The organism is Tenacibaculum litopenaei (assembly GCF_964514025.1).
In the GTDB taxonomy this organism is placed as follows: domain Bacteria; phylum Bacteroidota; class Bacteroidia; order Flavobacteriales; family Flavobacteriaceae; genus Polaribacter; species Polaribacter litopenaei.
On the sequence record NZ_CAZEQT010000006.1, the window covers coordinates 1,105,820 to 1,119,674 of the forward strand.

At 38.9% G+C, this 13,855-nt stretch carries 8 protein-coding genes; 6 read left to right on the forward strand and 2 right to left on the reverse strand.

Annotated elements, in window-relative coordinates:
- Positions 1-19 precede the first annotated feature (19 nt).
- Positions 20-1,498 (forward strand): ArnT family glycosyltransferase, encoded by a 1,479-nt coding sequence (locus ACKTS5_RS13645; RefSeq protein ID WP_408044436.1) that lies wholly within the window; start codon positions 20-22, stop codon positions 1,496-1,498.
- On the opposite strand, the gene ACKTS5_RS13650 is transcribed toward ACKTS5_RS13645, so the two are convergent.
- Both ACKTS5_RS13650 and ACKTS5_RS13655 read right to left on the reverse strand, forming a co-directional pair.
- Entirely contained in the window at positions 1,488-2,984 is a 1,497-nt protein-coding gene (locus tag ACKTS5_RS13650; protein ID WP_408044437.1) for a glycosyltransferase family 39 protein, read from the reverse strand. The two genes, ACKTS5_RS13645 and ACKTS5_RS13650, sit on opposite strands and share 11 nt — an antisense overlap.
- Positions 2,984-3,682, reverse strand: a complete 699-nt coding sequence (locus tag ACKTS5_RS13655) for a phosphatase PAP2 family protein (RefSeq protein WP_408044438.1) — start codon at positions 3,680-3,682, stop codon at positions 2,984-2,986. The genes ACKTS5_RS13650 and ACKTS5_RS13655 overlap by 1 nt, the downstream gene beginning before the upstream one ends.
- A gap of 262 nt (positions 3,683-3,944) precedes the next feature.
- Between ACKTS5_RS13655 and rplS the strand changes: the two genes are divergently transcribed.
- The 5 genes from rplS to ACKTS5_RS13680 all read left to right on the forward strand — a co-directional run bounded on the left by rplS (position 3,945) and on the right by ACKTS5_RS13680 (position 9,287).
- Positions 3,945-4,295 carry a 50S ribosomal protein L19 gene (gene rplS / locus ACKTS5_RS13660; RefSeq protein ID WP_408044439.1) on the forward strand — a complete coding sequence of 117 codons (351 nt, stop codon included), beginning with the start codon at positions 3,945-3,947 and terminating at the stop codon, positions 4,293-4,295.
- Between the two features lie 510 nt (positions 4,296-4,805).
- A complete protein-coding gene (locus tag ACKTS5_RS13665; RefSeq protein ID WP_408044440.1) occupies positions 4,806-7,031 on the forward strand; it encodes an NADP-dependent isocitrate dehydrogenase in 2,226 nt (741 codons plus the stop codon).
- A 159-nt stretch (positions 7,032-7,190) separates the two neighbouring features.
- The gene (gene murQ / locus ACKTS5_RS13670; protein WP_408044441.1) at positions 7,191-8,009 is read left to right on the forward strand and encodes an N-acetylmuramic acid 6-phosphate etherase; all 819 of its coding nucleotides are present in this window, start codon (positions 7,191-7,193) and stop codon (positions 8,007-8,009) included.
- Positions 8,010-8,012: 3 nt separating this feature from the next.
- Complete coding sequence (locus tag ACKTS5_RS13675) at positions 8,013-8,234, forward strand: DUF6095 family protein (protein WP_408044442.1); 222 nt, start codon at positions 8,013-8,015, stop codon at positions 8,232-8,234.
- 12 nt (positions 8,235-8,246) lie between these two features.
- The gene (locus tag ACKTS5_RS13680; protein ID WP_408044443.1) at positions 8,247-9,287 is read left to right on the forward strand and encodes an ATP-grasp domain-containing protein; all 1,041 of its coding nucleotides are present in this window, start codon (positions 8,247-8,249) and stop codon (positions 9,285-9,287) included.
- Positions 9,288-13,855 lie beyond the last annotated feature (4,568 nt).

Here is a 13,855-nt window from a genome sequence, read left to right on the forward strand (position 1 = left end):
GACTGTAAAACGCAAGCCTTTGAAATCACTACAAGCCTTTGCGCAAAAGCATCCCGCTCTTGCCTTTATTTTAGCATTTCAACTTTTCAGATTTTTATTGCTCCCTTTTATGGGGCTCATGCCTCAGGATGCTTATTATCATTTTTATGGAGAAAACCTTTCGCTCTCCTATTTTGATCACCCTGGAATGATTGGCTATATACTAAGAGGCTTTACACTGGTTTTCGGTAAATTCGTTTTTGTCGTAAAATTAGCAGACTTCACCGTGACCTCGTTAACCATATGGAGTTTTTACCAATTAGCATTAAAATTCCTATCAAAACATCGGGCAGGACGTGCTTTAGTTTTGCTAGGTTCCACGCTCTTTATCTCGATTTTATCGTTCAATTCAACGCCTGATGTTCCGTTGCTACTCTTCTGGACCCTCAGTGTATTGAGCTTATACTGTGCTATTTTCGAAAACAAAAAAATATACTGGATATGGGCAGGAATTGCCATGGGCTTGGCTTTTGACAGTAAGTATACCGCTGTTTTATTGCAATTTGGGTTACTTAGTTTTTTACTGTTTTCAAATCGCTATCGCAAATTATTACTCAGCCCTTGGTTATGGATTTCACTACTGTTATCCGCTGCAGTTACCTTTCCGGTATGGTGGTGGAATTACCAGCATGATTTTGCATCCTTTTTATTCCAATCGTCTAATAGGACTTCCTCGATGTCAAAGTTTAAGCTGCATCCTAACTTTTTCTTTGGAGCTTTAGCACATCAGCTAGTATTATTACTTCCTATATTGTTTGGTCTCTTTTTGGTTTTCACTTGGAAGTATATTAAACGCGCTTTAACTAAACTTACTTTACCTCCGACGAAAACACTTTTCCTACTCGCCTTTTTCATCCCTACATTTGTGGGCTTTATGAGTTTAACCCCTATCTATTGGGTGAAACTAAATTGGCTCATGCCATCCTATATCACAGGAATTATTTTAGCGGGAATGTTTGTTCGAAAAAAACAACTCAAAATACAAGTAATCATTTCTGTAGTTCTGCATGTTTTAGTAGCAGCTCAAGTAGTGTTCTACCTCGTCCCTATCAAAAGCGATGATACCTGGGTAGGTTGGGAAGCATTGGCGACAGAAACCCAAGAATTACTAGACAAGAACCCGAATTCCTTTGTCTTTTCTGACGACAAATACAAAACCTCGGCGGCGCTAACCTTCTACCTCAAAGACAAAGTATACGCCCAAAATATATTGGGTAAACACGCATTGCATTTTGACTACCTCGGAGACGACTTATCAACATTAGCCGGAAAAAATGCATTGTTTATAGATTCTGACACGCGATTCAAAAACAGTGATAAATCGGATAAAACACCAGAACTACTTGAAAAATATTTTAAGAAAGTAGAACAACTCACTCCAATCATCATAGAAAAAAACGGTAAAAAGTTGCGAAAATTCTGGGTTTACCGCTGTACTCATTACTTACCTACTCCTTAATGAGTTGGTAGACAAAAACATTTTTCACGGTCCTTCCATTTCTCAACACTGGAAGGACTACTAAACACTCCATACGCTGGTAAAGATGACTATAAATCTCTGATGGCCTTCTAAAATTCCTGCTATCCGTAATGTACAGCACTCGTTGTAGATCGAGAGCTTCATACTCTTTATTAATCCAATAATACTTGTGAATATCGCGCAGATTCCCCAAACCATACACCTTCATTCCGAGGGGATGCGCCACATAATAATCGATATGCGCTGCCGGAAACCACTTGTCAGAAACAATAGGTAATTCTGTTAACTGCTCTTCCTTAAAAAATTGTTCCAACTTCCTTCCTACTTGCTTCCAACCGTACATATCCATTAACGCATCACGCCTACCAGCTAATTCTGGAGTTTCTACTTTAGGATCTGGCAAAAGCCAACCCGTATTGATAGTTATACTTGCCACGATAAGCAAGACGTAGAAAGTAGCCAATCCTATACCTAATTTTCTAATAGAAATAGCCTTACTTACGATATAAAAAGCTAACAACGGAATCAAGGTTAAATAAGCAACTCCAGACCAGTGCGGTAAGGTGGGACGAAACATTGACAAATACAGTGAAACCAAAACTAAAGGTAAGGCAAAACACATAAAAATTCTTGTATACTGATGGTTGAGCACCAATCGTTTTTTCCTTAACGCCAGCATTGTCAACAAAAGAATCACAAACACATACGGATTGCTATATAGTACTTGCCCCAACAATTCTCGTCCAAAAGTAGTCCCATTAAATTCAGCGCTCAAGAGCGACACGCGATCTCCATGAAATCGGTAACTGATAAAATCATTCTCAAAATTCCAATACCCCACAAGACCAATGGCAACAACCGGAAACAACAAACCCAAGTACACCGCAGCTTGTCGCAACCATTCCCGATTGTAAATCAACAAATAAGCAAACAGCCCCACTAGTAAAAATACGGCTTGGTACTTTGAATACATAGCACAGCCAGTAAAGAACAGACCAAGTACCATAAAGCGACGATTCGTTTTATTAGGCTCATAAGGAATCGATTTCATAAAAAAGTAGCAAGCCAATAACCAAAAGAGCACCAAGGGAGCATCCGGTAAAATAAAAATTCCGGCAATAATGCCTCCGTATATACTTAAGTTGTATAAAATCACAGCAACAAAACCAGTTTGCTCATCTCGTAGCATTGCTCCCATCAAAAATACCACATACATAGCTATGGTTGCTGGGATTACTGCCGCCAAACGTACAGCTAGCTCTGTCTCCCACCAAAGATTTCCGGTAAAAAACTGAATGAAGAGTCCCACAAATCCTGGGTGATCAAAATGGCTTAGCGCTGGATACTTGGCATATAACCAATAATAAACTTCATCGTTTCCGAACTCCAATGCATTAGCCAAAAACAAACGTACTACTGTACTTACACCTAATAAATACAAGGTATACCTGTGATATTTCTCCATTAATGTACGCTTGCTGTTGGTTTGGGATTAAAAAAGAAACTCATACTCATAAAAGCAATACAGCAACCTATAAAAGACCCCACAAAAACATCCAACAGAAAATGTTGAGATAAATACACTCTTGAAAGTCCGGCTATCATTGCGAGCGCCAACCAAACATATTGACTTTTACACTTTCTAAAATACAAGCATAAAATGGTAAACACAGCAAAGGCTGTTGTAGTATGCCCGGAAGGAAACGAGTGCCAAAAGGCCATTTTCACCCCTTGCACTAAATGCAGTTCTTCTCCTGACATAGCTCCTAAAGGCCTAGCTATTCCATAAAAAATCACCTTTTTCAACAAATGAGTTATTAACAAAGTAAGTACTCCACTCGTCAAAAAAACCAATGCCATTTTCCTGTTTATAAATAAAAACACCAAAACCAACACCCCGAACACAGCTCCATCACCAAGATGGGTACTGTACTTAAAAAACCAATCAAAAAAAGGATGGTGATAGCTATTCATCAATTTGTGCAAGCTAAACTTATTCATACTGACTATCAAAATGAAACTAGCCATAAAAAACACGGAATACAACACATAAGTTTGTACTCGAATGCTCTCTAACAAATACCGTAAATTGTGCAAAGCGCCAACAGTCCAGATTTGCCATTTGTATTTTTGTGGAATTTTAGTGGTAATATGTATCCCCATAACAGCGGTAATTTTAGAAAATAAAACTACCTGCACTATGTTTATACAAGCTTAGGGAAACTTTAAGTATACTTAAACAATCGACTACTACTTCACACAAAGACAACAATTTAATAAGCTATTCAAAAAACTATGATAACCTAAAAATAATTAGACTAGTAGCTTTTCTTTTCAGAAAAAAAAACTAAATTTGCACGCACAAAAATCAACCTCTGACGAAAATCGTGAATGTTGCTTTTCGTAAAACATAAAAAACAAAAAAATGGAATCTTTAGTAAAATTTGTACAAGACGAATTTGTAACAAAAAATGAATTACCTGAATTCGCTGCTGGTGATACAATCACTGTATACTACGAAATTAAGGAAGGGAACAAAACACGTACTCAGTTCTTTAAAGGTGTAGTAATCCAACGCAGAGGAAACGGATCTTCTGAAACTTTTACTATCAGAAAGATGTCTGGAACAGTTGGAGTTGAGCGTATCTTCCCAGTTAACTTGCCATCAATCCAAAAGATCGAAGTAACTAAAAGAGGTAAAGTTCGTAGAGCTCGTATCTTCTACTTTAGAGGTCTTACTGGTAAAAAAGCAAGAATCAAAGAAAGAAGAAACTAATAGCTTCAAAAGCATTTTAAAAAGCGCCGTAAAACGGCGCTTTTTTTATTAACAATTGTTGACAGCACACCCTACTTAAATTGTTGATAACAAAACACTTAAAACAAAAACACTTTTACCATTTCTCCGTATCTTTGAAAAAGCCAGTAAATACTTTGGTATTCATGTTAACGTTAAAGAGATGGCAGTCAACATACTATTTGGTACATTGAAAACATCCATTGCAAGAAGTAATAATAGTTATTGAATTAATTAAAAGTCGTTTACTGGAGGGAGATGTTCTCCTTGAAATTGAAAAGCTAATTTGTTCGTAGCAGCTCAATTTCTGAAAGCCATATTAGCCAATTTACCTAATATGGCTTTTGTTATTTCTAACAAAAAGACAAAATTCCTCTAAAATTTTACACTATCTTCAATTATAACACTCAATTTATAAGAATTATCTACTAAAAATTTCACCACTTATTCATAAATTTGCCTGACTTCAAAATATTTAATTAAAATTTACTTATGAATAATACGGCTAAAATCATGTATACAAAAACGGATGAAGCCCCAGCTTTGGCTACTCGTTCGTTTTTACCTATCGTAGAAGCATTTACTAAATCTTCAAACATCAGTATTGAAACTAAAGATATTTCTCTTGCAGGTCGTATTCTTGCTAATTTCCCTGAATACTTAACTGAAGAGCAACGCGTTGAAGATGCGTTGGCATTTTTAGGTGAATTGGCTAAAAAACCAGAAGCTAATATCATTAAATTACCGAATATCTCTGCTTCAGTACCTCAGTTAAAAGCGGCTATCAAGGAACTTCAAGGATTGGGATATGCCTTGCCTGACTACCCTGAAGAGGCAACATCTGAAGAAGAAAAAAGCGTATTAGCTCGTTACAATAAAATAAAAGGGTCAGCTGTAAATCCTGTTTTAAGAGAAGGTAACTCAGACAGGCGAGCTCCTAAAGCTGTAAAAAATTACGCGAAGAAAAATCCACACTCAATGGGAGCTTGGGATGCGAATTCAAAGACGCATGTAGCTACCATGACTGAAGGAGACTTCGCTCATAACGAAAAATCAACAACAGTAGCAGCTGCTACTGACGTACGCATTGTTCATACAGATGCTGACGGAAATACAACTACATTAAAAGAAAAAGTAAGTTTGCTTGCCGGTGAAGTTATCGATGCTTCGGTAATGAACAAACGCAAACTTGTAGCTTTCTTAGAAGCACAGGTTGCAGAGGCTAAAGAGCAAGGTGTCTTGTTTTCATTACACATGAAGGCAACGATGATGAAAGTTTCGGACCCAATCATTTTTGGACATGCCGTACGCGTATTCTTCAAAGACCTTTTTGAAAAGCACGGTGCTACTTTTGACAAAATTGGAGTGGATGTAAACAATGGTTTTGGAAATTTACTCGCGAACTTAGAAAGTTTAAGTCAAGAAGAAAAAGCAGCGATCTTAGCGGATATCGACGCGGTATACGCTAACAGTCCTGATTTAGCTATGGTTGACTCAGACAAGGGAATTACCAATTTACACGTACCTTCTGATGTTATTATCGATGCTTCTATGCCTGCCATGATCAGAACATCAGGGCAAATGTGGAACAAAGAAGGAAAAACTCAAGACACGAAAGCAGTAATTCCTGATAGTTCATATGCTGGACTTTACCAAGAAACGATTGACTTCTGTAAGCAAAATGGAGCATTTGACCCTACTACTATGGGAACCGTTCCTAACGTAGGATTGATGGCTCAAAAGGCCGAAGAGTACGGATCACACGATAAAACTTTTGAAATGACCGCAAACGGTAAAGTTCAAGTTATCGATGCTGCTGGAACCGTTTTACTAGAACACGAAGTAGAATCAGGTGATATCTGGAGAATGTGTCAAACCAAAGATGCCCCTATTCAAGACTGGGTTAAATTGGCTGTTACCAGAGCAAAAGCGACGCAAACTCCTGCAATTTTCTGGTTGGGAGCAAACAGAGCTCACGATGCTGAATTGATTAAAAAAGTTGAAAAGTACTTACAAAATCACGATACCGATGGATTAGAAATTAAAATCCTATCGCCAATCGAAGCAACTAAATACACCTTAGCTCGCGTTAAAGAAGGAAAAGATACTATTTCTGTTACTGGAAATGTATTACGTGACTACCTTACTGACCTCTTCCCTATTTTAGAATTAGGAACTTCTGCAAAGATGTTATCAATAGTTCCATTGATGAACGGTGGAGGATTGTTCGAAACAGGTGCTGGTGGATCTGCCCCTAAGCACGTACAACAATTAACTTCTGAAAACCACTTACGTTGGGATTCATTAGGAGAGTTCTTAGCACTTGCTGTATCATTAGAGCACTTGAGTACCACTACAGGTAACGCTAAAGCTAAAGTACTTGCTGATGCCTTAGATGATGCTACAGGACTACTTTTAGACAATAGAAAGAGCCCATCTAGAAAAGCCGGAGAGCTCGACAATAGAGGGTCACACTTCTATTTAGCACTTTACTGGGCTGAAGCTCTTGCAAATCAAGATACAGATGCTGAATTAAAAGCTGAATTCGGACCGATTGCTGAGGCTTTCAAAGCCAACGAGTCTGCTATTGTTGATGAGCTGAACCAAGTACAAGGTGGCGCTGCCAATATTGGTGGTTACTACGAACCAAACGATGAATTAGCTAACGCTATTATGCGTCCTAGTGCACTATTAAACGATTTATTAGCTAAGTTTTAATAGTTATACAACAATTAAAAGCAGGCTAAGGCCTGCTTTTTTTATACCCTTCCCCCTACTTATTTTTAATCATTTTGAATTACCCATTCATCCGTATAACTCGGTAATTCAACGATATTTGACCTTAAGTTTACGTACTATATTTGTACTTTTGACCCTATGAACTTTGAAAAGACTACAGAACGAGACTCTCTCTATCAAAACCTTGAAGACATGAGTGTTAACGAACTGGTTTCTAACATCAACAAGGAAGACCAAAAAGTTGCCCTTGCCGTAGAAAAAGAGCTAAACGCCATCACAAAGCTAATTGAGATTGTTGTACAGCAACTCAAATCTGGCGGTCGCTTATTTTACATTGGAGCCGGTACTAGTGGACGACTCGGTATTGTCGACGCCAGTGAATGTCCTCCAACTTTCGGTGTCCCACACGAATTGGTTGTAGGTATCATAGCTGGAGGAGATCAAGCCATTAGAAAAGCAGTGGAATTCGCCGAAGACTCGACAGACCAGGGATGGCGTGATTTGGAAGCACACGAGATAACGACGAATGATGTCGTAATTGGTATTGCTGCCTCAGGAACGACTCCTTATGTGATATCAGCCTTGGAAAAATGCAATGAAAAAGGCATCCCTACAGGTTGTATTACCTGCAATGCGGAAAGCCCACTTGCAAAAACAGCCAACTATCCAATCGCTGTTGTGGTTGGGCCGGAATTCGTCACGGGAAGCTCGAGAATGAAAGCAGGAACGGCACAAAAATTAGTACTGAATATGATATCCACCGCTACTATGATTCAGTTGGGCAAAGTAAAAGGTAATAAAATGGTAGATATGCAACTCTCTAACAACAAATTAGTAGAAAGGGGAATTAACATGTTAGTTTCAAACCTAAAAATCGACAAAGCACGTGCAGCAACCTTATTAAAAAAATACGGAAATGTGCGAGAAGCAATGGAAAACTACCGCAGTAATCAGTAATATATGGAGCAAAACTTAAAACGACTACTCATACTTTTAGGCTTGTTAATTTTTTCCCCCCTCGTATTAAACATAGCCTTCAAAGCATTAAGAATATTTAAAGACTACCCCAAAGTATTCCTTGCATATATTTTATTAATTGCAGGAATTTTATTAACTTTATATAGCGTATATTATGGTTTTCGAACCTTCAAAGGGATAGTTGACACACTTTTTAAAGAATAAGATTTGAGGATAATGAACAAAATTCAAAAATTATTGAATTGGGAATATTGGCCGTCGAGTATGTTTTACTTGCCAAATGTTCCTTACGCCTTCTATCTTGCTTATAAAGCAAAACACCCTGCTTTTTTTACGGCTGTTAACCCGAGTATCAAAAGCTCTGGAAACGGAACGGAAAGTAAGTACGCTACACTTCAATTAATCCCTCAAGCCTACAGACCAAAATCAGTACTAGTTTCCCCAAACACTAGTTTTGAAGAAGTTCTAGGGCAATTAGCAGATCAAAAAATAGAGTTTCCCTTAATCGCAAAACCCGATATTGGCTTTAGAGGCCTGTTGGTTCACAAAATCAAAACTACTTCTGAACTACAGCGCTATTTAACAAAATATCCAATCGCTACCATTATTCAAGAATTTATAGAGTATAAAAACGAATGTGGTATCTTCTACTATCGCAATCCCTTTGATAACTGTGGACAAATTACTTCAATTACCCTAAAGAAATTTCTTACGGTGATCGGTGATGGAACATCCACTGTAGAAGAACTGATTTTGAAAGACGAAAGAGCGAAATTGTATAGAACGTTAATTGAGGAAAACGAGGATATCGATCTGTCGTATATCCCGCGTTTAAATGAAGAAGTTTTTCTTTCGGTAATTGGAAATCACTGCAAGGGAACACAATTCATTAATGGAAGTCACCTCGTGTCTCAAACACTTCAAAACACTTTTGACAAACTCAATAAAAGTATTGATGGCTGGTATTATGGACGACTCGACATCAAATACAACAGTTTTGAAGAATTAGAACAGGGGCTAAATTTTAAAATCCTTGAAATTAACGGGATTATTGCTGAACCCACTCATATCTATGACAGCAATAACTATACTTATTTCAAAGCTCTTAAAGAAATCAGAAAACATTGGAAAAATTTATATCAAATAGCAATAACAAATCATAAAAAATTAAATACTCCGTATAAAAGTTCTATGGAGTTTGCAAAAGAGATTTTACATTTAAAAAACTATATATCAACTGTTAAAAACCTTAATTAAGTACTACTTTTGTGACTTAACTAAGGCAAATAACGTCTAATATATATATATAATCCTTACTCTCACTGAAAAAACACTGGTTTTCAGTGAATTAATATCGTTATATTATGAAGAGAATACTTACTATCCTAATTTTAGTCCTATCTTCCATCAGTCTTTACGCGCAGGTAAAGATTGGAGATAATCCGAATGTCATTAATAGCAATTCCGTTTTGGAACTCGAAAGCAATAACAAGGTTTTAGTTATTACTCGTGTTACCGATGCACAGATGAATGCTATTTTCCCACTTCAAGGTGCCCTAGTGTACAACACAGATGAAGATTGTGTGTATCAATACAACGGCATGGTTTGGGAAAGTCTTTGTGCGGCAACCAATACCCGTCAATTACTATTTAATGAAATTACAAAAGAATTGACCCTTGGAGATTGGGGAACCGTAAACTTGAGTTCGTTAATCAACGATGCGGATAGTGATCCGACGAACGAAATTCAAGTACTTACCTATGATAACGCAACCAATACCTTAAACTTACTTAACGGTGGTAGTGTAAATTTAGGAACAGTAATCAAAACAATTGAAACATTAACTACCATTGTAGAAAATACGGATGGGACATTTACCTATACTGCAGAAAATGGAGTTCCAACGGTAATTGATGTTAAAAATTTAGAAACGCTTACTCGAATTAGTTTAAATGCTGATAATACGAATATTGATTACGTGGATGAGGACGGTACTACTACCCAACTAAATTTGACGAATCTCGTTCGAAATATTGAAACCAAAACAACACTGGTTGATAATGCTAACGGAACCTTCACGTATACCTCGGAAGACGGTAGTACTCAAGTAATCTCAAAAGCAGATTTAACCGATAATGGTAACGGTACCTTTACGTTCACAAACAACGATGGTAGTGATGTTACCTTTACCCCTACCGCCAGTGGTACCACCTATAATAACGCAACTTCTGGATTAACAGCGACAACCGTTCAAGCTGCGATTGACGAATTAGTTGCTGCAAATAATAACGATAAAGATCAGGTTATAGGTAATGAGATTGTAAATGCTACAGACGCTACCCTTATTAGGAACGGTAGTGGTACTGAAGCTGATCCTTTTACGATTGATATTGCTAACGGAGGAGTTACGGCAAATGAAATTGCAAATGATGCAGTAACAGCGGCTAAAATAAATGCTGATGTAGCAGGTACTGGTTTAACACAAAACGGTGCGGGTGCCTTAGTAGTTGATCCGACTGCCTTTAACGGTGACGGTAACATTACCTCTTCTGACTTAACCGTTGGTGGTGATGCAAACGCTTTACTTGGAGATGTTACATTAGAGATCGCTACAGGTGCTGTTGGAACTACAGAATTAGCTGACAATGCAGTAACTACGGTTAAGATTAACGATAACGCTGTAACTACAGGAAAAATCAATGACGATGCGGTAACAGCTGCTAAAATAAACGCTGATGTTGCAGGTACTGGTTTAACACAAAACGGTGCGGGTGCCTTAGTAGTTGATCCGACTGCCTTTAATGGTGACGGTAACATTACTTCTTCTGACTTAACGGTTGGTGGTGATGCAAACGCTTTATTAGGAGATGTTACACTAGAGATCGCTACAGGTGCTGTTGGAACTACAGAATTAGCTGACAATGCAGTGACTACGGTTAAGATCAACGACAACGCTGTAACTACCGGTAAGATCAATGACGATGCAGTAACAGCTGCAAAAATAAACGCGGATGTTGCAGGTACTGGTTTAACACAAAACGGTGCGGGTGCTTTAGTTGTAGATCCGACTGCCTTTAACGGTGACGGTAACATTACTTCTTCTGACTTAACGGTTGGTGGTGATGCAAACGCTTTATTAGGAGATGTTACACTGGAAATTTCAGCAGGCGCTGTTGGTACTACTGAATTAGCTGACAACGCAGTGACTACGGTTAAGATTAACGATAACGCCGTAACTACAGGAAAAATCAATAACAACGCAGTAACTACCGCTAAGATCAATGACGATGCGGTAACAGCTGCTAAAATAAACGCTGATGTTGCGGGTACTGGTTTAACACAAAACGGTGCGGGTGCTTTAGTGGTAGATCCAACTGCCTTTAACGGTGACGGTAACATTACTTCTTCTGACTTAACGGTTGGTGGTGATGCTAACGCTTTACTCGGAGATGTTACTCTAGAAATCGCTGCAGGCGCTGTTGGTACTACTGAATTAGCTGACAACGCAGTAACTACGGTTAAGATCAACGATAACGCTGTAACTACCGGGAAAATTAATGACGATGCAGTAACAGCTGCAGGTGCTGTTGGAACTACAGAATTAGCTGACAATGCAGTGACTACTGTTAAAATAAACGATAACGCTGTAACTACTGGAAAGATCAATGACGATGCGGTAACAGCTGCTAAAATAAATGCTGATGTAGCAGGTACTGGTTTAACACAAAACGGCGCGGGTGCCTTAGTAGTTGATCCGACTGCCTTTAATGGTGACGGTAACATTACCTCTTCTGACTTAACGGTTGGTGGTGATGCAAACGCTTTACTTGGAGATGTTACACTAGAAATCGCTGCAGGTGCTGTTGGAACTACAGAATTAGCTGACAATGCAGTAACTACTGTTAAAATAAACGATAACGCTGTAACTACTGGAAAGATTAATAACAATGCGGTAACTACTGCGAAGATCAATGATGATGCAGTAACAGCTGCTAAAATAAATGCGGATGTTGCGGGTACTGGTTTAACACAAAACGGTGCGGGTGCTTTAGTTGTAGATCCGACTGCCTTTAACGGTGACGGTAACATTACTTCTTCTGACTTAACGGTTGGTGGTGATGCAAACGCTTTACTTGGAGATGTTACACTGGAAATCGCTGCAGGTGCTGTTGGAACTACAGAATTAGCTGACAACGCAGTGACTACGGTTAAGATCAACGATAACGCCGTAACTACAGGAAAAATCAATAACAACGCTGTAACTACTGGAAAGATTAATGACGATGCAGTAACAGCAGCTAAAATAAACGCGGATGTTGCAGGTACTGGTTTAACACAAAACGGGGCCGGTGCTTTAGTAGTTGATCCTACTGCCTTTAATGGTGACGGTAACATTACTTCTTCTGACTTAACGGTTGGTGGTGATGCAAACGCTTTGTTAGGAGATGTTACACTAGAAATCGCGGCAGGTGCTGTTGGTACTACAGAATTAGCTGACAACGCAGTAACTACTGTTAAGATCAACGATAACGCTGTAACTACCGCTAAGATCAATGACGATGCGGTAACAGCTGCTAAAATAAACGCGGATGTTGCAGGTACTGGTTTAACACAAAACGGTGCGGGCGCTTTAGTGGTAGACCCGACTGCCTTTAACGGTGACGGTAACATTACTTCTTCTGACTTAACGGTTGGTGGTGATGATAACGCTTTGTTAGGAGATGTTACACTGGAAATCGCGGCAGGTGCTGTTGGTACTACTGAATTAGCTGACAACGCAGTGACTACGGTTAAGATTAACGATAACGCCGTAACTACAGGAAAAATCAATAACAACGCTGTAACTACTGGAAAGATTAATGACGATGCAGTAACAGCTGCTAAAATAAATGCCGATGTTGCAGGTACCGGTTTAACACAAAACGGTGCAGGTGCTTTAGTGGTAGATCCGACTGCCTTTAACGGTGACGGTAACATTACTTCTTCTGACTTAACGGTTGGTGGTGATGCAAATGCTTTACTTGGAGATGTTACACTAGAAATCGCGGCAGGTGCTGTAGGAACTACAGAATTAGCTGACAATGCAGTAACTACAGTTAAGATCAACGACAACGCTGTAACTACCGGGAAAATTAATGACGATGCAGTAACAGCTGCTAAAATAAACGCGGATGTTGCAGGTACTGGTTTAACTCAAAACGGTGCCGGTGCCTTAGTAGTAGATCCAACTGCCTTTAACGGTGACGGTAACATTACCTCTTCTGACTTAACGGTTGGTGGTGATGCAAACGCTTTATTAGGAGATGTTACACTAGAAATCGCTGCAGGTGCTGTTGGTACTACTGAATTAGCTGACAACGCAGTGACTACTGTTAAGATCAACGATAACGCTGTAACTACCGGAAAGATTAATGACGATGCGGTAACAGCTGCTAAAATAAACGCGGATGTTGCGGGTACTGGTTTAACACAAAACGGTGCGGGTGCTTTAGTGGTAGATCCTACTGCCTTTAACGGTGACGGTAACATTACCTCTTCTGACTTAACGGTTGGTGGTGATACAAACGCTTTACTTGGAGATGTTACACTAGAAATCGCTGCAGGTGCTGTTGGAACTACAGAATTAGCTGACAACGCAGTGACTACTGTTAAGATCAATGATAACGCTGTAACTACTGGAAAGATTAATGACGATGCAGTAACAGCTGCTAAAATAAACGCGGATGTTGCAGGTACTGGTTTAACACAAAACGGTGCAGGTGCCCTAGTAGTTGATCCGACTGCCTTTAATGGTGACGGTAACATTACTTCTTCTGACTTAACA

What these genes read in the sequence shown, in the direction of transcription:
- ACKTS5_RS13650 (WP_408044437.1), bottom strand. Translation starts at nt 2,984, where the DNA reads ATGGAGAAATATCACAGGTATACCTTGTATTTATTAGGTGTAAGTACA.
- ACKTS5_RS13655 (WP_408044438.1), bottom strand. Translation starts at nt 3,682, where the DNA reads ATGGGGATACATATTACCACTAAAATTCCACAAAAATACAAATGGCAA.
- rplS (WP_408044439.1), top strand. Translation starts at nt 3,945, where the DNA reads ATGGAATCTTTAGTAAAATTTGTACAAGACGAATTTGTAACAAAAAAT.
- ACKTS5_RS13665 (WP_408044440.1), top strand. Translation starts at nt 4,806, where the DNA reads ATGAATAATACGGCTAAAATCATGTATACAAAAACGGATGAAGCCCCA.
- murQ (WP_408044441.1), top strand. Translation starts at nt 7,191, where the DNA reads ATGAACTTTGAAAAGACTACAGAACGAGACTCTCTCTATCAAAACCTT.
- ACKTS5_RS13675 (WP_408044442.1), top strand. Translation starts at nt 8,013, where the DNA reads ATGGAGCAAAACTTAAAACGACTACTCATACTTTTAGGCTTGTTAATT.
- ACKTS5_RS13680 (WP_408044443.1), top strand. Translation starts at nt 8,247, where the DNA reads ATGAACAAAATTCAAAAATTATTGAATTGGGAATATTGGCCGTCGAGT.